Source organism: Cohnella sp. GCM10027633, from assembly GCF_042675445.1.
Lineage (GTDB): Bacteria > Bacillota > Bacilli > Paenibacillales > Paenibacillaceae > Cohnella.
Map to the genome: position 1 here is coordinate 778798 of NZ_JBHTGV010000001.1, position 20026 is coordinate 798823.

At 60.0% G+C, this 20026-nt stretch carries 25 protein-coding genes; 4 read left to right on the forward strand and 21 right to left on the reverse strand.

The features are described 5' to 3' along the window. Positions 1-13: 13 nt before the first annotated feature. From accB to ACFQZG_RS03540, 10 genes are all read right to left on the reverse strand, one after another. Entirely contained in the window at positions 14-499 is a 486-nt protein-coding gene (accB, locus tag ACFQZG_RS03495; protein WP_378149987.1) for an acetyl-CoA carboxylase biotin carboxyl carrier protein, read from the reverse strand. A gap of 185 nt (positions 500-684) precedes the next feature. Then, positions 685-1359 (reverse strand): SpoIIIAH-like family protein, encoded by a 675-nt coding sequence (locus tag ACFQZG_RS03500; RefSeq protein WP_378149988.1) that lies wholly within the window; start codon positions 1357-1359, stop codon positions 685-687. A 58-nt stretch (positions 1360-1417) separates the two neighbouring features. Beyond that, a complete protein-coding gene (gene spoIIIAG / locus ACFQZG_RS03505; protein ID WP_378149990.1) occupies positions 1418-2065 on the reverse strand; it encodes a stage III sporulation protein AG in 648 nt (215 codons plus the stop codon). A gap of 4 nt (positions 2066-2069) precedes the next feature. Beyond that, a complete protein-coding gene (locus ACFQZG_RS03510; protein ID WP_378149992.1) occupies positions 2070-2804 on the reverse strand; it encodes a stage III sporulation protein AF in 735 nt (244 codons plus the stop codon). 21 nt (positions 2805-2825) lie between these two features. Beyond that, entirely contained in the window at positions 2826-4064 is a 1239-nt protein-coding gene (gene spoIIIAE / locus ACFQZG_RS03515; RefSeq protein ID WP_378149994.1) for a stage III sporulation protein AE, read from the reverse strand. Positions 4065-4092: 28 nt separating this feature from the next. Further along, positions 4093-4482: a stage III sporulation protein AD gene (gene spoIIIAD, locus ACFQZG_RS03520; protein WP_378149996.1), complete on the reverse strand. Its 390-nt coding sequence runs from the start codon at positions 4480-4482 to the stop codon at positions 4093-4095. Positions 4483-4491: 9 nt separating this feature from the next. Continuing rightward, positions 4492-4695: a stage III sporulation protein AC gene (gene spoIIIAC / locus ACFQZG_RS03525; protein ID WP_027085066.1), complete on the reverse strand. Its 204-nt coding sequence runs from the start codon at positions 4693-4695 to the stop codon at positions 4492-4494. Between the two features lie 16 nt (positions 4696-4711). Then, entirely contained in the window at positions 4712-5239 is a 528-nt protein-coding gene (gene spoIIIAB, locus ACFQZG_RS03530; RefSeq protein ID WP_378149998.1) for a stage III sporulation protein SpoIIIAB, read from the reverse strand. Next, positions 5232-6398 (reverse strand): stage III sporulation protein AA, encoded by a 1167-nt coding sequence (gene spoIIIAA / locus ACFQZG_RS03535; protein WP_378150000.1) that lies wholly within the window; start codon positions 6396-6398, stop codon positions 5232-5234. Before spoIIIAA ends, spoIIIAB begins: the two co-directional genes overlap by 8 nt. Positions 6399-6498: 100 nt before the next feature. Beyond that, positions 6499-6762 (reverse strand): YqhV family protein, encoded by a 264-nt coding sequence (locus ACFQZG_RS03540; protein ID WP_378150002.1) that lies wholly within the window; start codon positions 6760-6762, stop codon positions 6499-6501. A 175-nt stretch (positions 6763-6937) separates the two neighbouring features. Here ACFQZG_RS03540 and comA point away from each other — a divergent pair, with 175 nt between their 5' ends. Together comA and ACFQZG_RS03550 are read left to right on the forward strand one after the other, a co-directional pair. After that, a complete protein-coding gene (gene comA / locus ACFQZG_RS03545) occupies positions 6938-7765 on the forward strand; it encodes a phosphosulfolactate synthase (protein ID WP_378150003.1) in 828 nt (275 codons plus the stop codon). A gap of 97 nt (positions 7766-7862) precedes the next feature. Then, entirely contained in the window at positions 7863-8321 is a 459-nt protein-coding gene (locus ACFQZG_RS03550) for a DUF441 domain-containing protein (protein ID WP_378150004.1), read from the forward strand. Between the two features lie 233 nt (positions 8322-8554). Here the strand turns inward: ACFQZG_RS03550 and ACFQZG_RS03555 are convergent, their stop codons facing one another. The 5 genes from ACFQZG_RS03555 to ACFQZG_RS03575 form a co-directional block, all read right to left on the reverse strand. After that, complete coding sequence (locus tag ACFQZG_RS03555) at positions 8555-9808, reverse strand: aspartate kinase (protein ID WP_378150005.1); 1254 nt, start codon at positions 9806-9808, stop codon at positions 8555-8557. A 151-nt stretch (positions 9809-9959) separates the two neighbouring features. Next, entirely contained in the window at positions 9960-10517 is a 558-nt protein-coding gene (gene efp / locus ACFQZG_RS03560) for an elongation factor P (protein ID WP_378150006.1), read from the reverse strand. A 36-nt stretch (positions 10518-10553) separates the two neighbouring features. After that, on the reverse strand, positions 10554-11627 hold the full coding sequence (locus ACFQZG_RS03565; protein WP_378150008.1) for a M24 family metallopeptidase: 1074 nt from the start codon (positions 11625-11627) through the stop codon (positions 10554-10556). Positions 11628-11659: 32 nt separating this feature from the next. Beyond that, positions 11660-12097, reverse strand: coding sequence for a type II 3-dehydroquinate dehydratase (gene aroQ, locus ACFQZG_RS03570; RefSeq protein ID WP_378150009.1), 438 nt, complete (start codon positions 12095-12097; stop codon positions 11660-11662). A 133-nt stretch (positions 12098-12230) separates the two neighbouring features. Continuing rightward, positions 12231-12782: a YqhR family membrane protein gene (locus ACFQZG_RS03575; RefSeq protein WP_378150010.1), complete on the reverse strand. Its 552-nt coding sequence runs from the start codon at positions 12780-12782 to the stop codon at positions 12231-12233. 160 nt (positions 12783-12942) lie between these two features. Here ACFQZG_RS03575 and ACFQZG_RS03580 point away from each other — a divergent pair, with 160 nt between their 5' ends. Both ACFQZG_RS03580 and ACFQZG_RS03585 read left to right on the forward strand, forming a co-directional pair. Then, entirely contained in the window at positions 12943-13875 is a 933-nt protein-coding gene (locus tag ACFQZG_RS03580) for a DUF1385 domain-containing protein (protein WP_378150011.1), read from the forward strand. 13 nt (positions 13876-13888) lie between these two features. Beyond that, complete coding sequence (locus ACFQZG_RS03585) at positions 13889-14215, forward strand: hypothetical protein (protein WP_378150013.1); 327 nt, start codon at positions 13889-13891, stop codon at positions 14213-14215. A gap of 67 nt (positions 14216-14282) precedes the next feature. On the opposite strand, the gene ACFQZG_RS03590 is transcribed toward ACFQZG_RS03585, so the two are convergent. The 6 genes from ACFQZG_RS03590 to ACFQZG_RS03615 all read right to left on the reverse strand — a co-directional run bounded on the left by ACFQZG_RS03590 (position 14283) and on the right by ACFQZG_RS03615 (position 19232). Beyond that, complete coding sequence (locus tag ACFQZG_RS03590) at positions 14283-15278, reverse strand: patatin-like phospholipase family protein (protein ID WP_378150015.1); 996 nt, start codon at positions 15276-15278, stop codon at positions 14283-14285. A gap of 142 nt (positions 15279-15420) precedes the next feature. After that, on the reverse strand, positions 15421-15843 hold the full coding sequence (gene mntR, locus ACFQZG_RS03595) for a transcriptional regulator MntR (RefSeq protein ID WP_378150017.1): 423 nt from the start codon (positions 15841-15843) through the stop codon (positions 15421-15423). A 70-nt stretch (positions 15844-15913) separates the two neighbouring features. Then, positions 15914-16624 carry a cytochrome c biogenesis CcdA family protein gene (locus tag ACFQZG_RS03600; RefSeq protein WP_378150018.1) on the reverse strand — a complete coding sequence of 237 codons (711 nt, stop codon included), beginning with the start codon at positions 16622-16624 and terminating at the stop codon, positions 15914-15916. A 31-nt stretch (positions 16625-16655) separates the two neighbouring features. Continuing rightward, a complete protein-coding gene (locus ACFQZG_RS03605; protein ID WP_378150020.1) occupies positions 16656-17459 on the reverse strand; it encodes a metal ABC transporter permease in 804 nt (267 codons plus the stop codon). Between the two features lie 6 nt (positions 17460-17465). Further along, positions 17466-18242: a metal ABC transporter ATP-binding protein gene (locus ACFQZG_RS03610; protein WP_378150022.1), complete on the reverse strand. Its 777-nt coding sequence runs from the start codon at positions 18240-18242 to the stop codon at positions 17466-17468. A gap of 45 nt (positions 18243-18287) precedes the next feature. Continuing rightward, positions 18288-19232 carry a metal ABC transporter solute-binding protein, Zn/Mn family gene (locus tag ACFQZG_RS03615; protein WP_378150023.1) on the reverse strand — a complete coding sequence of 315 codons (945 nt, stop codon included), beginning with the start codon at positions 19230-19232 and terminating at the stop codon, positions 18288-18290. Positions 19233-20026: the final 794 nt, after the last annotated feature.

Consider the following 20026-nt stretch of genomic DNA (forward strand, 5'->3'; position numbering starts at 1 on the left):
TCCTCCTTGGCGATTATTCGGGCTTGACCAGGAACAGCGGCTGGCCGAATTCGACGAGCTGGCCGTTCTCCACGAGAATTTCCACGATTTCGCCTTTCACTTCCGCTTCCAAAGGATTCATCAGCTTCATCGCTTCCAGAATGCAGACGACGGATTTGTCGTTCACCCGGTCGCCGACGTTAACGAACACGGACGCGTCCGGAGACGGCGCGCGATAGAACGTGCCGACCATCGGCGAGACGATCTTGTGCAGGTTCGATTGATCCGCCGCGGGTTTCGCTTCCGCGACCGGCGCCGGAGCTGCGGGAGCGGTTGCGGGCGCTTGAACGGCCGCGGGCAAGTATGTATGAGAAAGCGGTGCGGTTTGCACGTTGACGACTTCCGTGCGGCCAGGCTTGCGGATGGCGATGCGCGTGCCTTCGTTCTCGATTTCCAGTTCTTGTACGGACGTTTGATCTACCAATTTGATCAATTCTTTGATTTCGCTCAGCTTAAACATGTCGGTCACTCCTTGAATCGGGATTTCCCCGTGTGAAGAAAGCTCGTTCGTTCCCATAACGGACTTATTATATCATAAACGAATAAAATGGAAAGTGTCCAATAAGCCCGCCGTGCCGTCAGAGGAGCCCGAACGCGCGAAGGGACGCCCTCCGAAGGAAGGGCGTCCCCGTTGCTCGCGTCCGGTTATTGCGGCTCCACGACTTGCACGCTGACGCGGTCCGGCGTCACCTTCAGCTCGTTCGTCGCGAGCTCGACGATGCCGACGGCGCGCTTCTTGTCGAGCTTCTCGCTGAGCACGATGACTTTGTAAGTGTTCTCGTCCTTCGCTTCGACGACCGCGTTGTCGAAGTCCTGGAGAAGCTTCGATTCGAGGGCGGTGATGCGCTCGTCCGTCTCCTCGAGGCGAGTGAGCTGCTCCGACGCGTCCTGCGCTTCTTCCGGAGTCGCGTTCTTCGTGTCGGCGATGATCGCTTGCAAGCCGACCGCCGTCTTATCCCTCGCCTCCATGCGCTGCAGCTGGATCTGGTCGAGGAACTCGGAGCCCTTCAGATTGCCCAAGTTGTTGATGACGGCTTGGTCTTCCGGCGACAATCCGGACGGATCTTCCGCCGCGGCTTGGGTGTCGTCCGTCTGCTGTCCGTCCGTCTCTCCCGTGACCGTATCCACTTGCGTGATTTCGAGTCCGTCGACGTTCGTGCCGTTTGCCTTCGTAGCTCCCGACGGATCGTTCGCCGTATCCGTAATGCCGCTCGCGTTGTCGGCCGGCGTGACGTCCTCCGTGAATAAGTAGTACGCGGACAGGATGACCATCAAGCTCAGCATCGACACCAACCAGATCGTTTGACGTTTGTTGTTCATTGCGCGATTCCTCCCAATTTTCATATGGTTGAAGCTTCGGGCATATCCGACGGGCGGCTTACGTCTTGCGCGGAACGACTGATATTTTATGCAAAGGGACGTCCAGGCCGCGGGATACCGCTTCGGCGATCAACTTATGGACCGTCATGTTCTCCGCGCCTTTGGCCACGATGATGACGCCTCTGACTTTGGGCTTCAGCTTCTTCACGACGATCGGGGATTGGCTCCCGGACACTTCGTACAGGACGACCTGCCCGTCGTTCGTCACCTCGGTGATGTGCCGGTTCGCCCCGTTGCGATCCGATTCCTGGGTAATTTGCTGGGTCTTCTTCTCGTTCAGGCCGAGCACCGTCTCCTCGGTCGATTCGACGGTGACGAGCACTTGCGCCGTGCCGACTCCGACCATCGACTCCAGCAAGTCCTTCAGCCTGCTCTCCAGCTGCGTCTCGATATCGGCGATCGGATCGCTCTTGGTTTCTCCGCCGCCGATGAACGCCGCTTGCTGCTGCGGATCCTCGTCGCGCGGAGGAGACAGGTCGGTGGAGCCTCCCGGATCGATCGGCTTGATGTTGAGCAAGGAAGCGGCGAGCATCAGCGCCGCGCCGACGAGCCCGATGATCACGAGCCAGCGGAACGCCTTGACCCTGCGCGGGCCGCCCGTGCCCCCGCCGATGAACGACTCCATCTGCTGCAGCCATTTCGCCATCGTCTCACCTCCTTGTTCCGTTCGCGCCGACGGGCGCTTCCTTGACCTCAATGAGTCCCCGGCCGATCCCGTACCTAGCCGACACGAGCGAGACGACGCGCGATTCGAGCGCTTCGTCGACGACCGACGCCTCGGCGACGGCCTCTTGCGCAGGCAAGTCGTTCCCGCCGCCGTCCGCTCCGCTCCGTTCGCCTCCGACTTCCACTTGGATGTCTACGGCGGCGATCGGTTCGACTTCCTTCACGGAAGCGATCGCGCCCGCGGACCGAGAGGCTTCCGCGTCCGTCTGCTCGAACACGACCTTCACGCCAGTCACGGTCCAACCGCCGTCCTTGTCCCGCGCCGACCGAACGTCGACGCTGCGGACCGCGCGATTCTCGCTCGCTTCCACGTCCGATCGGATCGCGGACGCCAATCTCGCAGCGGCCAGATTCGCCGCCTGATCCGTCAGATTGGCGCGCAGGCGCGCCCCTTCGGCCTCGATCATGGCCAACTGTTCCGGCGCGCCCTGCGGCGACCGTTCCACGCTGCTAAGCCCTTCCGCCAGCTTGTCTCCGAAGTCGCCCTTCATCCATCCGAGCACCGGCGTCGCGACCGTCAGCAGAATGAACAATCCCGCGACGAGCCGGACGTACCGCTGCATCGTTCGGTTGGGCAACAGCAGATCGATGAGCGAGGCGAGCAGCAGCACCGCGATGATCTGCCTTAGCCAGCCCGATAGTCCGTCCATCAATCCCATCCGCCGGGCGCCTCCCTTGCGTTATCGAATCATGAGCGCCGCGTTGCCTGCCGTGAGGATGATCGTGACCGCCAGGAAGAACATCAGACCGACCGAGGCGAGCGCCGCGAATACGTAGATGAGCGTCTTGCCGATCGTCTGCAGGCAGTGCACGATCGGCGTGTCGCCGAGCGGCTGCATGATCGCGCCGGCGAGCCGGTAGATCAACGCGAGCGTGAGCACCTTCAGCGCGGGGAACGCGCACAGGAACAGCAGCATGATAACGCCGGCGATGCCGACCGCGTTCTTCACGAGCAAGCTTGCCGACATGACCGTATCCGTCGCGTCCGAGAACATCTTGCCGACGACCGGCACGAAGTTGCCGGTCACGAACTTCGCCGTGCGAATCGCCACGCCGTCCGTTACGGCTCCGGTCGCGCCTTGCACCGAGAGCACCCCGAGGAAGACGGTGAGCATGATGCCGAGCAGCCCGACGGCGACGTTCCGCAGCAAGTTCGCCAGGTGGGTGACCTTGTACCGCTCGGTAATGGAGCTGACTAAGTGCAGCACCGCCGAGAAGAACAGCAGCGGGAACACGACGAGATGGATGAACGTGCCGATCGTGTGGATCATGAACACGATCAGCGGATGAAGGACGGCCGCGGATACGACGCCGCCCGTTCCCGCCAGCAGCGTCAGCAGCAGCGGGACCATCGCGAGCATGAACTGCACCATGCTGCTGATCGCGTCTCCCGCGTACGACGTCGCCGTCCGGAAGCTGTTGACGGCGAGAATGATCAATACCATATAAGAGATCGCGTAGGCGACTTTGCTGACCGCGTTCCGCTCGAACGCGTTCTGCATCGTCTCGAGCAGCATCGTGAACACGGTGAGCAGCACGATCGTGACGAGCAGCTTGCCGCTGTAGAGAACTTCGTGCAGGAAGAACCGGGCGAGTCCGGCCAGCGCTTGTCCGGTATTCCAGCCTTCCCCGCTCGGGAACATGAGCTCCTTGAGCTCTGGAAGCTTGCCGTCCGGGAAGTAGCCGCCGTACTCGGTTCTCAGGTCGTTCCAATACTTTTGGATTTGCGCGGTATCGAGTTGGTCGCTTTGAATCCGGACAAGGTCGTCCGAGACGCCCGAGCCTTCCGTCCGCGAAGACGGGACCGATGCGTCCGGCGCGTCGGCGTATGCCGAGGCGACTCCGCCGGCGAGCCAATAGAGCACGATTCCGAGCAGCGCGATCATCAGCTTATTGCCTCTTACCGTATGGCGGCGCATCCTTTCCCTCCGATCCCGCGAATACGCGTCAGGCCGGCAGCAAGTTGAGCACCGTCTCCACGATGACGCTGATGATCGGCACCGCCATGACCAGGATGAGCATTTTGCCGGCGAATTCGATTTTCGATGCGATGCTCTCGAGTCCCGCGTCCCTGACGATCTGCGCGCCGAACTCCGCGATGTAGGCGATCCCGATGATTTTCAGCATCGTCTTCAAATACACCGAAGGGATCCCCGAGCGATCCGCCAGCTCTTCCAGCACGGAGATGACGCTGTCGATCTGGCCGATGAGCGCGAGGAAGATCGCGACGCCGACGAAGGCTGCGAGCAAATAGGCGAACATCGGCTTCTGTTCCCGTATGACGAGAATAAGCACCGTGGCGAGAAACCCGATTCCGACGATTTGGAGAATATCCACCGACATCACCTACTGGAACAGAAATATCGTCTTGATCTCCTGGAAAAGGTCATTGAGAAGCCGCACGACCATGAACAGGACGACGACAAACCCGATGACGGTTACCCAGTGCGCCATGTCTTCCTTGCCCATCTGCTTCAGCACCGTATGAATCATAGCCACGATGATGCCGATGCCGGCGATTTGGAAGATGGTGCTGATGTCGATGTTCATCGTTCGCGGCCCCCTACTACACGATCAGAATAACGATCAACGCGGCTCCGAGCGCGCCCAGGCTCCGGCTTAGCTTCTCGTATCGCTGCTGGTCGTCCCTGGCGGACGCTTCCTCAGCCTGCAACTGCGCCATCGCGAGCCGAATGTGCTTCAGCTGGTCGTCGCGTCCGCTCGCGCCGAGAGTCGACCCAAGGCGGAGCATCGCTTCCTGCTCGGGCGCCCGCATCGCCGTATCCTGCCATCCGGCGGCGATGACCCGCTCCCAGATTTCCCTGACCGTCGCGCCGGATCGGGCGGATTCGGTAGTCAGCGAGACGGCGATGTCCTTGAACATCCGCGACACCGGCATCGCGATCACGGCCGCGATGCGGTCGAGCGCTTGCGGAAGCGGGGTCTGACCGTAGCCGATCTCCGTCTCCAGCCGTTGCAGCGCATGCAGCAGCTGGCGGATCTGTTTCGGGCGGGCCGCGTACCTTGCCGCCTGCACGAAGCCGATCATCGTTCCGGCGAACAAGACGAGCGCGACGCCGATGAATTTAAGCATCGCCCTCAGCTCCTTGCGCCTCGGCGTTAGGCGAACGGATCGCCGGCATCGGCCTCGTCTTCACCGTGACGAGCGCCGGGGCTTGCGGCGCGATTTCCGGCTGCCGCGCGTTGCCGGCGTTCGCCGGCGATTCGCGCGCGGGCCGGGGGGGCGCGTCCCGCGGAACGGCTCCCGCGAGCGCGCGGCCGCGCCCGGCGGCTTCCATCGCGGCTTCCTCCGCCGAGACGATCCGGTGCTCGACCTTGCCTCCGCTGCGCGAGAGCAGCACGTAAGCGCCGAACACGCCGTCCGCGGCAAGCTGCGCGAGCACGGGGCGCGCGAACACGTCCGAGATGCTCGCCGCGTGCGCCGTCGCCAGCACCCTGACGCCGGCGTGGATCGCTTCGTTCAGGGCCGCCGCGTCTTCGGGACGTCCGATCTCGTCGACGGCGATGACTTCGGGAGACATCGATCTCACCATCATCATGATTCCTTCCGCCTTCGGGCAAGCGTCCAGCACGTCGCAACGCGGGCCGAGGTCGAACGTCGGCACGCCCCGTTCGCACGCGGCGATCTCCGAGCGCTCGTCCACGATGCCGACTTTGCGCCCCCGCCAATCGCTTGCACGAGGATGGTGCCATTCTCCGGCGCTGATCGCGCGGGCCAAATCCCGAATCAGCGTCGTCTTTCCTTGCTGCGGAGGCGACACGATCAAGGTGTGGCGTATCGTCCGCGACGGCAGATCGAGCAGCCCGGGAAGCACGGTCGCGCAGACGCCGACTCGCGCCCTCGCGATCCGCACGTTGAATCCCGCGATGTCCCGCAAGTGCGCGACCGAACCCCGGTCGAGCACCGTTCTCCCCGCCAAGCCGACGCGATGCCCGCCGGGCACCGTCACGTATCCTCTGCGCAGCTCTTCTTCTACCGCGTATAACGAATGGTTCGTCACTCTCTCCAATAACGTCCGGCTTTCCTCCGTGCCCGGCACGTAAGCGCTCCGATAGTCCTCCGTCAAGGAACCGTCCGGACGGACGAACGCGCTGCGGCTGCCGTAGCCGATCTCGAGAGGACGGTTTTCGCGGATGCGGATTTCTTCGAGCGTCCGTGCCGCCTCCGCGGGTATTCGTTCCAATACGCCCCGCAGCGAACTTCCGAACAACGACGACAAAGATGGCTGCACGCGATTCCTCCCTTCCGGCGCGAGATGTTCGTAGCTGTTTCATATGTATGCTTGTACGCGGGGATTATGCCTGCTTGGCCGCTCTGCCGTCTAGCAAAAGTCACTTGCGCAGCACTCCGATTAATAGACAGCCGACGCCCGCTAGAATCCAGATCAGCTTCACGGGAGACAGCTTGTCCGATAATCCGATCAGCCCGATCGTCGTCGTCGAGATGAGCACGAACGGCCCAACGAGCGCGAGCATGGAGTTGACGACGAGCGCCTTCTGCACGTCGTTCATTCTCAGCATGACGATCGCGGCGGTCACTTCGATGCATCCGGACAGAATCCGCAGCATCGCCATGCTGAATGCGGCTTTATCCACTGCAACCTCTCCTTCCTATCCTTCTATATGGAATGGTATGCGAGCGAAGGGGGCAACTTGTCTCGCCGGCGCGACATTTTCGAACGTTCCGCGTCAACGGGGATGGAACCCCGCTCTAGGCGAGCGCATATATTGGCATGTGATTCCACCTCTGAGACAACGGGGAGAGTTGAGTATGGATACGACTACCACTAACGCCGAATGGCCCTCGCGGTTGGCGGACCCGAGCGGACGCAGGCAGGCGAAGCCGCGGGCGACGGGCCGCACGATGGTCATCGACAAAGGTTTGGGCCTGCGCGCGTTCGCGGATTTGCTCGATACGTCCGGCGACTGCATCGATATCGTCAAATTCGGATTCGGCACTTCGGCCATCTTCCCGCCCGCCCTGCTTCGGGCCAAGATCGAGCTGGCGTCGAAGCACGGAATCGTCGTGATCCCCGGGGGCACGCTGCTCGAAGCGGCATACAACCAGGATCTCGTCCCGGCTTTCTTCCGCCAAGTGCTGTCGATCGGGTTCGGAGGCATCGAAGTATCGGACGGTACGATCGCGCTCGGCCGCCGGGAACGGGATAACCTGATCCGGGACGGCGTAAGCTTCGGCTTGAAGGTGTACACCGAATACGGCAAAAAATTGTTCGGATCGCGAATCGACGTCGAGGAATTCGCCGCGACCGCGGAACGGGATTGGGAATGCGGGGCGGAACTCGTGACGGTGGAAGCGAGGGAATCGGGAGTCGGGGTCGGCTTGTTCGACGAGAGCGGCCGCTGCCGCGAAGCGGAGCTTGCCTATATGGCCGCGGCCGTCCCGAGGTTGGATCGCGTCCTATGGGAAGCGCCGCTGAAGGACCAGCAGGTGTCGCTCATCAAGGCGCTCGGCCCGGACGTCAATCTGGGCAACGTCTCCGTGCACGACGTCGTCTCCTTGGAGACGATGCGCCGAGGGCTCCGCTCGGATACGTTCGATCTGCATCGCGCCGCGTACGTCGCCGATTACATGATCTAAGCCGCTTGGATAAAAACAAGCCCCGCGTTCTAAACGCGGGGCTTGTTCCATATCGTGTACCATCATGCCGCAGAAGGCTCGGGAGCGTGTCGCCGTCATGTATGGAGATCTGGTGCTCGTCGCACTCATCGTTATCGGCCTGATCGGCCGTTCGCCCATCATCACGACGGCCGCCTGCGTTCTGCTGATCGTCAAGCTAGTCCATCTGGAACGCTACTTGCCTTCCATCGAACGAAGGGGCATGGAGCTCGGCTTGCTGTTCCTCACGCTCGCCGTCCTCGTTCCGTTCGCCTCCGGGCGGGTGCAAGGCAAAGACATCGTGAACGCGTTCTCGGGCTGGATCGGCTGGGTAGCCTTGCTCGGAGGCGCGGCGGCGACGTTCCTGAACAGCCGGGGACTGGAGATGCTGCGGATCGACCCTCAGCTCATCGTCGGCATCGTCATCGGCTCGATCGTCGGCATCTTGTTCCTGCGCGGCATCCCGGTCGGTCCGCTTATGGCGGCGGGCATTACGGCGGTGTTCATTAAGATCATTCAGTTGTTTGTAGGGAAGTAAATGCCAAATCTTTATTTTCGATGTAAGAGTTGCCGGGCATGTATCTCCTTTCGCTGCTGTTACAGTCGAGAAATCTGATTGGGAACCCCGTGACAAGGTGATTTCTCGACCGTAAGAAGCAGGCGCTTCGCTCTTCAGGAGATACATGCCCTCTTTTATCATCGATAAAATCTTAAGTACAAAAGAAACGACACCGAGTCAACGGTGCCGTTCCTTTGCTATTCAGCTGACTTTTACCGACGATCCTGAGGGCCGCCGACGAACACGCTGTCCGCCGTATCCAAGCCGTACGCGGTATGAAGCGCGCGAACGACGTCGTGGACCTTCTCGGCCGCGATGACGCACGAGACTTTGATCTCGGAAGTGCTGACCATCTTGATGCTGACGCCGACGCTAGAGATCGCTTCGAACATCGTCGCCGCGACGCCCGGGTTCGATACCATGCCGGCGCCTACGATCGATACTTTCACGAGGCCTTCCTCGTAGGAAACTTCGCGGTAAGGCACGGCGTTCTTGATGCCGCCCAGAACGTCCATCGCTTTCGCGCGATCCGCGGACGAAACCGTGAACGAGAAGTCGGCCTTGCCGTCTTGCACGCCGCTTTGGACGATGATGTCCACGTCGATGCCGTTGTTAGCCAGCGCGCCGAACATCTTCGCGAGCACGCCCGGAATGTCCTCTACGCCAAGCACGCTGATCCGCGCGACGTTCTTATCATAAGCGATCCCTCGTACGACAATACCCTGTTCCATCTCTGCTTCCTCCCTCACCAACGTGCCTTCGTTATTCGTGAAGCTAGAACGCACGACAAGATTGACCTTGTTGTGCTTCGCGTATTCGACCGCTCGCGGATGCAGGACCGCCGCCCCTAGGTGGGCCAGTTCCAGCATCTCGTCATAGGAAATCGTGTCCAGCTTGCGCGCGCATTTCACGATGCGCGGGTCCGTGGAATAGACGCCGTCGACGTCCGTGTAGATTTCGCAAGCGTCCGCTTGGATCGCCGCCGCCAGCGCGACCGCCGTCGTATCGGAGCCGCCGCGTCCGAGCGTCGTGATCTCGCCGTCTTCCGTCATCCCTTGGAAACCCGCGACGATGACGACGTTGCCGTCGTCCAGCGCCTTGAAGATCCGTTCGGGAGAAATATCGTTAATGCGCGCCTTCGCGTGAACGGCTTCGGTGACGATTCCCGCCTGCCAACCGGTATAAGACTTCGCGCCGTGTCCGAGCTTATGGATCGCCATCGACAAGAGCGCGACGGAAATTTGCTCGCCCGTCGTGAGCAGCATATCCATCTCGCGCGCAGGCGGATTGGCGTTGATCTCGTTCGCCTTCTCTATCAGGTCATCCGTTGTATCTCCCATCGCCGATACGACGACGACGACGCGGTGGCCTTGCAGCTTCTTGTCGACGATCCGCTGCGCTACCCGTCCCATCCGCTCGGTCGTGCCGACGGAACTGCCGCCGAACTTCATCACGAACAATGACACCCGTAATTCACTCCCCATGTTAAATACTGCAAGAGAATATGTGCATACATCAGTATATTATAGCACAAGGTTAAATGCCCAAAAATAATAAAATCCCCGTTTTCCGCAAAAACTTGCGAAAAACGGGGACTTTCGTCCTGCGAGCGATGGATTAAGCGCGCGAAACGTATTTGCCGTCGCGGGTATCGATCGTCAGCACGTCGCCTTCGTTGATGAAGAGCGGCACTTGCACGCTGAAGCCGGTCTCCAGCTTCGCGCTCTTCGTCGCGCCTTGCGCCGTGTTTCCTTTGATTCCCGGCTCGGTCTCGGCAACTTTAAGGTTAACGCTGTTCGGAATGCTGATTCCGATAATCTCGTCCTTATAGCTGGAGATGTTAACCGTCATGTTCTCGATCAGGAAGTTGATTTCCCACTCGAGCTGGTTCTTGTTCAGTTCGAACTGGTCGAACGTCTCGTTGTCCATGAACGTGTAGTCGGAACCGGAGTTGTACAGGTATTGCACCGCGCGGTTCTCGATCTGCGCGCGTCCTACGTTCTCGCCCGCGCGGAACGTCTTCTCGACGACGTTGCCGTTGCGCAGGTTTCTGAGCTTGGAGCGGACGAACGCCGCGCCCTTGCCCGGTTTGACGTGCTGGAAGTCGGTGACGGAGAAGATGTCGCCGTCCACTTCGATGGAAAGGCCTGTTTTGAAATCGTTAACGGAAATCACTGCGAAAATTCCCTCCTGTGGAAACGTCCCGTCCGCTTAATCCAATACGATCAGATCTTTAGGGGATCGGGTAAGAATGTGGATCCCGGATTCCGTCATTACGACGTCGTCCTCGATTCTAACGCCGCCGAAGCCGGGGAGATAGATGCCTGGCTCGACCGTAAACGTCATGCCCGGGGTCAATACGATGTCGCCCGCGACGGAAACCCTTGGCGCCTCGTGGATTTCCATCCCGAGTCCATGGCCCGTCCCATGGCCGAAATATTCACCATAACCATACCTTGTGATGATATCCCTCGTCAAGGCATCGCCTTCTTTGCCCGTCATGCCGGGCGCGAGATGCTCGAGCGCGTGCAGTTGCGCTTCGAGCACGATGCCGTAAATTTCGCGGTGCTTGTCGCTCGGAGCGCCGACGACGACCGTCCGCGTTATGTCGGAGCAATACCCGTTATAGTAAGCGCCGAAGTCGAGCTTCACGAACTCGTTCCGGCCGATGACCCTCTCGCTGGCGACGCCGTGAGGCAGCGCCGAGCGTTCGCCGCTGGCGACGATCGTATCGAAGGAAGAGCTCGTCGCGCCTTGCGAGCGCATGAATACTTCAAGCTCCAGCGCGATGTCGGTTTCCTTGACGCCGGGCTTGACGAAGCCGAGGATGTGCGCGAACGCGCGGTCCGCCAAGTCGGCCGCTTCCTGCATGACCGCGATCTCGCTCTCTTCCTTGACCATGCGAAGCTGCTCCACGAGTCCGCCGCCCGGCTGCAGCCGCAGGAACGGGAGCGCCGTCTCGAGCGCGCGGTACGAAGCGAACGTCACGTTGCTTTCTTCGAACAACAGCGTCTTGACTCCCCATTGCGTCAGAACTTCGGCTATCGTCTGATTCATGCTCTGGCCGTGCTCGACGATCTCGAAGCCCGTCGCCTGCTGCGGCGCTTGCTCGCGGTAACGGAAATCGGTCAGCAGCGCGGCTTTGTCCTGCGTGACGAGCACGACGCCCGCCGAACCGGTGAATCCCGTCAAATAACGGCGGTTCACCGGATGGGTGACGAGCAGCGCGTCCCCGTTCGATCTGGATAGCAGCTCCCGCAAGCGGGATACGCGATTGTTTGGCATGATGGATTGTTCCTCCTCGCCCTATTCCCGATTCAGGCTTGAATATGACGGCAAAGAGCTTGAAGCCCCAACTCGTAGCTGACGGGACCGAAGCCGGAGATTTGTCCGATCACGACGGGCGCCGTAACCGAGACGTGCCGGAACGGCTCGCGCTTATGGATGTTGGACAGATGGACTTCGACCGCGGGCAACCCGACAGCGGATAGGCCGTCCCTAAGCGCGATGCTCGTATGCGTCAGCGCGCCCGGATTGATCAGAATGCCGTCGCGCTTGCCGTAGGCGGCGTGAATTTCGTCCAATAGCGCGCCCTCGTGGTTGGATTGGAAAAAATGCAGTTCGGCGCCTAACGCCTTCGCGAGCACGATCAGATCGGCTTCGATCTCGGCTAGCGTCTTCGAGCCGTATACGCCGGGTTCGCGAACGCCAAGCATGTTGAGGTTCGGTCCGTGCAATACGAGAATGCTGAGCATAGTCGGTGTCTCCTCCCGCTACCGGCAGCCGATGTCCGTTCCTGTTGCCGCTTCTGTTCCGCCGGTAAAGTTCACCTGACATTGTATCACAGGCGGAGGGGCAAGAAAACGGTTGTTTCGGACGTCCTTGGCGTCAGGAGGACGGCTGCGCCTTGCCTTGGGCGGCGTTCGTCTTAGGCTCGCGATGAGCTTCGTCGTGAAGCTCGAACGCGATGCTGTATCCGATGAACAATCCCCATACGGCGTATAGGCAGAAGTCGGTGACCATGCTATCCCAGCCGATCGTCCGCAGCGAAGGCACCGCGCCGATGAACGGCCCCAAGAGCGCGTAGAACACCCCCCACCAAGCCGCACCGAACAGCAGTCCGGGCCACGGCCCCCTCAGACGTCCGAGCGCGAGCCAGTAGACGAGCGCGGCGAGCACCGACATGGCAATGAACGCGAACCATCCGCCGAGCTGCCACCAGACCGAACCGAGCAGCTTGCGCTCGACGAACGGATCGAGCAAGAACGCCTGCGTGACGTCCGTGAAGTTCAGTCCCGTCGCAAGCCATCGGACGAGCCCCCAGATGATGCCTCCGAACAGACCGATTCTCAGACTGTGGACGAACGCGCTCGCCGTAACCGTAGAGCCATTCTCCCGGCCGCTCCTTCCCTCTCCGTTCCCCGTTTGCTTCTCCGACATGCCGACCACCCTTATGCGCGTAATGGAAAACTGCGGTATAGTATGGCCCCGCCGCGCCCCGATTAATCGGCGCGACCGCGCTCAGCATCCATTCCCTGTGGCATTCCGCCCTTCAATCTAGTAAACTAATAGCTACATACAAAGAAGCAGGTGGTCCATTATGTCGCAGCAACCCACGTCGATTTACGGCGGACAGGCTGTCATAGAAGGCGTCATGTTCGCGGGCAAACACGTGCACGTTACCGCCGTAAGGCGCAAAGACCGGGAAATCACGTTTTTCGAAGTGCCGAAGAAGCCTCAGCGCTTCTTGCCCAAGCTGAAGAAAATTCCGTTCCTGCGCGGCATTATCGGCATCGTCGAATCCGCCGCCAAGGGCTCCCAGCACTTGACCTATTCCGCCGAAGCTTACGCGGAGGACGAATCGGGCGAGCAGCCGGAACAGCCGAAAGCGAAGGAACGTTGGAATTTGACGATGATTCTCGGCGTCGCGGTCGTCGGTATTCTTTCGTTCGTCGTCGGCAAGCTCATTTTCACGTTGGTTCCGACTTTTTTGGAAAGTATGATCTTTGGACAAGCGTTCGAGAATAAGATATTGCACAACCTGCTAGAAGGCGCTATCAAAATCGTGTTCCTGCTCTGCTACCTTTGGTTTATTTCCCAAACGCCGTTGATCAAGCGGTTATTCCAATACCACGGCGCGGAACATAAAGTCATCAGCGCGTACGAGGCCGGCTCGGAATTGACCGTGGAAGCGGTACAAAAATTCAGCCGCCTCCATTACCGTTGCGGAAGCAGCTTCATTATTTTCACCGTGATCGTCGGCGTTATCATCTATTCGTTCTTCGACTGGCAGACGATGGGAGAGCGGATCATGCAACGGATCGTCCTGCTGCCCGTCGTGCTTGGAGTATCCTACGAGGTGCTCAGATGGACGAACGCGCTTAGAGATATTCCGGTGCTTAAATGGCTCGGCGCTCCGGGTCTCTGGTTGCAGCTGCTGACGACCAAAGAACCGCACGACGACCAAGTCGCCGTATCCATCGCTTCATTCAACCGGATGAGAGAGCTAGACCGGCAGGTTAGTCCATCCTGATCGGAGGTACGCTATGCGAAACCGTATCGAACCATGGTTCTTCGTCGTCATCGCGCTGGCCGTCATCGGTCTCGCGGATAGCTTCTCCCGCGGCGCGGTCGGATCGCTCGTCATTCCGCTGACGCTCGTCGCCATCGTATTCCTGCTCTATAAATTTCCGCCGAGCAGGTTCCGTAAGCCGCGGCATCGCGGAACGAAGCCGTCCAATAAGAACGGCATCAAGGAGCCTTACCGGTTGAACCCGAGAGCGAACCAGGCGTCCAAGCGCCGGGAATCGCCGTTCACCGTTATCGAAGGCCGCCGCAAGAACAAGGATGACGAACCGCCCAAGTACCATTGACGAAGCGAAGCCCTCCCGGCAGACAGACTGCCCGGAGGGCTTCCGTCGTTATTGCCGCCGTTCGTCCTCAGATCCGTTTGCCTCCGATCGCCACCCGCGAGTTGGACGAACCATGCGCCCCGTGATTATCGGAAGGTTCGTGCAAGGGCCGCCATTGCTTGAAAAATTTCCGTCCCGCCTCAAGTCCGGAGTCGTATAACTCTCGGCTAAGTTCCGGCGACAGGTTGAATTGCGTCGTACGCACTCCGAGCGCGGGAATCTTGATCGTGCGGGCGCGGTCGTGCTGTTCGATGTAACGCTGGTCGTGCGCGCTCAGCATCGTCTCGAACATCGCCTGGAACATCGTAATCGGTCCGTTGATCCGATGCGGCTGCGTCTCCGACCGGCCAACGGTCTGGAACCCCAACACCCGCGCGGCGTCGCCCGCTTGCCCCTTCTGGTCGAACAACCACAGCGGGAAGTTGCTCAGCAGGCCGCCGTCGACGATATAGGACGACCTGGCCTTCACGCGGGCTTTGTAGCGCTGCGGTTGGCGAACGACGACCGGATCGAAGAAGTACGGAATGCTCGCGCTCATCCGGATCGCCTTCGCGACGGGCAGCATGCGCGGATCGAGGTCGTACGCCTCGATGTCCTGAGGCAGGACGAGCAGCTTGCCGTTCGTAATGTCGGAGGCGATGATCTGCAGCTTGCCCGGCGGCAAGTCGCCGAACACCCGAATGCCCTTGGACGACAGAATCCCGGCGATCCATTGCTCCAGCGCGTCTCCGGAATACAAGCCTTTGCGAAGGAATAACCGGATGACGGGCCCCGCCAGCTTCAAGTTGAACAACGAGGATCGCTTCAGGAACGAGCTGAACGGCGTTCTCTCGATGATCGCCTTCAGCTCCGCCGCGCCGCAGCCCGCCGCGATTAACGCCGCCACGATGCTGCCCGACGACGTTCCCGCCACGCGATCGAACGCGACGCCGCATTCCTCCGCCGCCTGCACGGCGCCGGAGAGCGCGATCCCCTTGACGCCGCCGCCCTCGAACACGGCGTTAACCGATACCCGTCGTTGCATGGATTCCACCTCCGCGCGAAGCGATATCGGAGCCGCTTCCGCCATCGCTTCCATGCATATGCGAGACGGCTCGCCCTAATACGCCGGCCGTCGCCGATAGACGCGAAACGGCCGGGCAGCAACGCCGCCCGGCCGTTATCGCTTATTCCGTATCGAGCTCCGCCCGGATGCGCGCGAGCTCTTCGCCCCTCGCCGCATCCCGGTTGAAGTATTCGACGAGCGTCTCGATGCACGTGATCGAATCCCAGCTCAAGTGGTGTTCGATGCCCTCGACGTCGTGATAGATGTTGTCCTCCTGCACGCCGATCACCTTCAGGAACGATTCGAGAAGATGGTGGCGTTCGACGAGCCTCTTGCCCATTTTCTTGCCTTTGTTCGTCAGAACGAGCCCTCGGTATTTTTCATAGATCAAGTAATTGTCTTTATCGAGCTTCTGGATCATCTTCGTCACGGACGAGGGATGCACTTCCAGCCCTTCGGCGATGTCGGAGACGCGGGCGTAACCCTTCTCGTCGATCAACCGATAGATGCGTTCCAGATAGTCTTCCATGCTCGGGGTCGGCAAAGCGGATTCCCCTTTCCTGCGATCGTCAACATCACTTTATCATACACCGATCGGACGGACGCAGGCAAGTCTAGAACGTAAGCCAAGCCGGAGTAACGCTGTTCAGCCATACGGTGATCGAAGTCATTCGGTCGGTGAACAGCAGCACGCCCATGACGATCATGAGCACGCCGCCGATCTTCATGAGCGTGGCTGAATATTTCAGAATCCAGCGGGCTTGGCCGATGAAGAACGCGAGCGCGAAGAACGGAACGGCGAACCCGATCGAGTACGCGGTCGTCATGCCGATCCACGCGCCGGGACTCGTGGCGGCAAGCGCCTGGATCGCGAACAGGATCGGTCCGATGCACGGCGACCAGCCTGCCGAGAAGCCGATGCCGAACAAGAACGAGCCGAAGTAGCCGGCCGGCCGCCATTTCATGTTCATCTTGCGTTCCTTCAGCAGAAGCTGCGGCTGGAAGATGCCGAGCAGGAACAAGCCCATCAGCAGGATGAAGATCGCGGAAACTTGCCGGATCATGTCTTGATTGTCCCGGAACACGGTCGCGAACGCGTTCGTGCCGTAGCCGAGCGCGAAGAAGACGGCCGAGAAGCCGAGAATGAAGAAGAACGTGTGGCTCATCGTCCGCATGCGCATGCTTACGCTCGTGTCGGTCTTGATCTGGGTTACGGATACGCCCGTTATGTAGGATAAGTACGCGGGATATAACGGCAGGCAGCATGGCGAGATGAACGAAGCGAATCCCGCCGCGAACGCGATGCCTACGTTGACGTCTGACATGTTACGATTCCTCCTTCGGCGCTTGCTTGCATTAGACGCGGAACATCCGCTTCGACATGAGCGAGAGCGCGAGCACCCCGATGAGCAGCAGCACGATCGTGCCTCCCGGCGCCAAGTTCCATACGCCGGCGATCCATAGACCGGACAATACGGCGATCTCTCCGATGACGACGACGAGGATAATCGATTGTCTGAAGCTTCTCGATAACGCCAAGCTGCACGCTGCCGGGATCGTAAGCAGCGCGGAGACGAGCAGCGCGCCGACGATCTTGATCGCCGCGCTGATGACGAGCGCGGTGAGCACGCTGATCAGGATGTTGAAGTAGCGGACCGGCAAGCCGCTGACCGCCGCGGCGTCCTCGTCGAACGTGAGCAGGAACAGCTCTTTTTTATGAATGAGAACGACCGACAGAACGACCGCCGTCACGACCGCGATGACCGTAAGGTCGGTGCCGGTCAGCGTGTAGATGCTGCCGAACATATACGTGCTGACGTCTAGATTGAAGCCTTTGCCGAGCGTGAACAGAATAGACGCCAGCGCGATGCCGCCCGACATAATGATCGCGAGGGACAGCTCCGCATACGTCTTGTACGTTCTCCGAAGCATTTCTACCCCGAAAGAAGCGACGATCGCGAACAGAAGGCCGATCGCGACCGGATAGACGTTAATCAGCAGTCCGAGCGCTACGCCGGCGATGCTGACATGGGACAGCGTATCGCCGATCATGGCGAGCCTCCTCAGCACGAGGAACAATCCCATGAGCGGCGCCGTAATGGCGATCAGCGCGCCGCCGATGAGCGCATATTGAAAAAATTCGGCCGTCAATAAGTCCAAGCGTCGTTAACCTTCTTTCCGGAGGGAGTGCAGCAAGTCCGTCTCCGCGCAATCTTCGATATCGTGCGAGTGGCGCACGTAGAAGTTGAGCTTGCCGGCCTTCTCCTTGGGCGTCTCGCCCAAATAGGAACGCACCATCTCCATGTCGTGCGACACCATGAGGAACGTGATGTTGTGGTGCTGGTGCATGTGGCGGATCAGGTTGAAAAAGTTCGTCTGCGTCTCGAGGTCGATGCCGGTCAGCGGTTCGTCGAGAATGAGCAGCTTCGGATTGTTGATGAGCGCGCGCGCCAGAAATACGCGCTGCTGCTGTCCCCCGGACAGCGCGCCGATGCGCCTGTCCGCCAAGTCCTGAATGCGCAGCGTGCTCAGCGCGTCCTCCGTGCGGGAGACGTCCGCCTTCGTCACGCGGCGGAACAGCTTCCGGCGTCCGTATAAGCCGGACTGCACCACTTCGCGCACCGTCGCGGGGAACAGCGGATTGAAGTGGTTTCGCTGCGGCACGTAGCCGATCAGGTTCCAGTCCTTGAACTTCGCGGCCGGCGTGCCGAACAGCGAGATGCCCCCCGATTGCGGACGCAACAGCCCGACGATCATCTTCAGCAGCGTCGTCTTGCCGGCGCCGTTGGAGCCGATCAGCCCGACGAAATCCCGCTCGCGCACGGTGAAGTTCACGTCCGATAGCACTTGCTTCGATTCGTAGGCGTAACAGACTTGATTCAATTGGATGATTTCCCGATGGCAGCCGAGAATCGGCGTCGTCGTTGCAGCGTTGCCGTTCATGGCGATTCCTCCTCCCGAGCCTGCGTTCCTACTTGTCATGTTAGATCACTGCAGCGCCTTCTGCAAGTTTTGCAGGTTGCGCTCCATGAGAGAGAAGTAATCGTCCCCCGTCTCTTCCTGCTCCGGGGTCAATCCTTCGAGCGGGCTGAGCACCATCGTCTCGACGCCGGCTTCGCTCGCGAGCGTCTTCGCCAGCCGGTCGGACACGAGCTCCTCGAAGAAAATCGTCTTGATGCCGTGCTCCTTGACGTGCTCGGAAATGTCTAGCAAATCCTGCGCGCGGGGCTCCGCTTCCGGCGACAAGCCCATGATCGCGATCTGGTTCAGCCCGTAGTCTCTGCACAGGTAGCCGAACGCCTGGTGGGAGACGACGATATCGCGACCGGCATACGGCGCCAAGCCTTGCGCGAACTTCTCGTCCAGCGCTTTCAGCTTGCCGTTCAGCTCGGCGTAGCGAGCCTCGTAGTCCGCCTTGTTGTCGGGGTCGACGGCTACGTAAGCGTCCTTGACGTTCAGCGCCATCGCGAGGGCGGAGCGCGGGCTTACCCACGTGTGCGGGTCGAACGCGAGGTCCGAATGGTCGTGGCCTTCTTCGTGATGCTCTTCCTCTTCGCCCTCGCTGTCGATTAGCGCGATGCCTTCGCTCGCTTCGACCGTCATCGCGTCGCCCTTGCCGATCGCGGGCAGGAAGTCGTCCACCCAGCCCTCGAGACCGGCTCCGTTATAGATGAACAATTGCGCTTCGGTCGCGCGCGTTAAGTCGCGGCTCTTCGGCGTCCAATCGTGTGGCTCGACTCCAGCTGCGACCAGGTTGACGACGCTGGCATCGTCTCCGCCGATTTGCTCGGCGATGTAATAGAGCGGATAGATCGTCGTGACGACGTTGACTTTGCCTTCGGCGTTATCGGATTTCGCGCCTCCGCAGGCGGTCAGCGCGAACGTAAGCGCGAGCGACAGGACGGCGAGAGACGATTTGCGTTTGGTTATCATGGCGTTTACCTCTTAATCGTAATTTTTATTATTAAGAACATGGGTAATTATATCGCCGCTCTATCGGCGTGTCAACTGGAGAGTTGCAATCCGCCGTTTGTGGCACGATAGCCCGGGTTTGCCGGGTTACGCAAGTACAATTCTAAGTTTGCGGCGCAATAGCCCGGGAATTCCGGGTTACGCATGTGCAATTCCGTGTTTACGGCGCAATAGCCCGGGTTTACCGGGTTCCGCAAGTGAAATGCCGAGTTTGCGGCGCAATAGCCCGGGTTTGCCGGGTTACGCCAGTGCAATTCCGAGTTTGCGGCGAAATAGCCCGGAATTGCCGGGTTACGTCAGTGCAATTCCGAGTTTGCGGCGCAATAGCCCGGGTTTGCCGGGTTACGCAAGTGCAATTCTGATATTGCGGCGAAATAGCCCGGGTTTGCCGGGTTACTCAAGTGCAATTCTGATATTGCGGCGCAATAGCCCGGAATTGCCGGGTTACCGGATTGTGGCGCGAATCTCTATCACTCTCAATTGTTCACTCCATTCGACCAACCCAAACTACGACGCTTGCATCAACCTTTCTGCGCCATGCAGTTCGACTAACCCAAACTACGCCGTGCGAATCCACCTATTAGCGCCATGCAGTTCGACTAACCCAAACTACGACGCTCGCATCAACCTTTTTGCGCCATGCAGTTCGACTAATCCAAACTACGACGCGCCAATCCACCTATTAGCGCCATGCAGTTCGACTAATCCAAACTACGACGCTCGCATCCACCTATTAGCGCCATGCAGTTCGACAA

Bases quoted from the DNA above. Each gene is read 5' to 3' on its own strand.
- ACFQZG_RS03590 (WP_378150015.1), bottom strand. From the start codon at position 15,278: ATGCAACGACGGGTATCGGTTAACGCCGTGTTCGAGGGCGGCGGCGTC.
- spoIIIAB (WP_378149998.1), bottom strand. From the start codon at position 5,239: ATGCTTAAATTCATCGGCGTCGCGCTCGTCTTGTTCGCCGGAACGATG.
- comA (WP_378150003.1), top strand. From the start codon at position 6,938: ATGGATACGACTACCACTAACGCCGAATGGCCCTCGCGGTTGGCGGAC.
- ACFQZG_RS03510 (WP_378149992.1), bottom strand. From the start codon at position 2,804: ATGGGATTGATGGACGGACTATCGGGCTGGCTAAGGCAGATCATCGCG.
- spoIIIAC (WP_027085066.1), bottom strand. From the start codon at position 4,695: ATGAACATCGACATCAGCACCATCTTCCAAATCGCCGGCATCGGCATC.
- ACFQZG_RS03600 (WP_378150018.1), bottom strand. From the start codon at position 16,624: ATGTCAGACGTCAACGTAGGCATCGCGTTCGCGGCGGGATTCGCTTCG.
- ACFQZG_RS03575 (WP_378150010.1), bottom strand. From the start codon at position 12,782: ATGTCGGAGAAGCAAACGGGGAACGGAGAGGGAAGGAGCGGCCGGGAG.
- ACFQZG_RS03550 (WP_378150004.1), top strand. From the start codon at position 7,863: ATGTATGGAGATCTGGTGCTCGTCGCACTCATCGTTATCGGCCTGATC.
- spoIIIAE (WP_378149994.1), bottom strand. From the start codon at position 4,064: ATGCGCCGCCATACGGTAAGAGGCAATAAGCTGATGATCGCGCTGCTC.
- aroQ (WP_378150009.1), bottom strand. From the start codon at position 12,097: ATGCTCAGCATTCTCGTATTGCACGGACCGAACCTCAACATGCTTGGC.
- ACFQZG_RS03585 (WP_378150013.1), top strand. From the start codon at position 13,889: ATGCGAAACCGTATCGAACCATGGTTCTTCGTCGTCATCGCGCTGGCC.
- ACFQZG_RS03500 (WP_378149988.1), bottom strand. From the start codon at position 1,359: ATGAACAACAAACGTCAAACGATCTGGTTGGTGTCGATGCTGAGCTTG.
- ACFQZG_RS03610 (WP_378150022.1), bottom strand. From the start codon at position 18,242: ATGAACGGCAACGCTGCAACGACGACGCCGATTCTCGGCTGCCATCGG.
- ACFQZG_RS03565 (WP_378150008.1), bottom strand. From the start codon at position 11,627: ATGCCAAACAATCGCGTATCCCGCTTGCGGGAGCTGCTATCCAGATCG.
- ACFQZG_RS03615 (WP_378150023.1), bottom strand. From the start codon at position 19,232: ATGATAACCAAACGCAAATCGTCTCTCGCCGTCCTGTCGCTCGCGCTT.
- spoIIIAG (WP_378149990.1), bottom strand. From the start codon at position 2,065: ATGGCGAAATGGCTGCAGCAGATGGAGTCGTTCATCGGCGGGGGCACG.
- accB (WP_378149987.1), bottom strand. From the start codon at position 499: ATGTTTAAGCTGAGCGAAATCAAAGAATTGATCAAATTGGTAGATCAA.
- ACFQZG_RS03580 (WP_378150011.1), top strand. From the start codon at position 12,943: ATGTCGCAGCAACCCACGTCGATTTACGGCGGACAGGCTGTCATAGAA.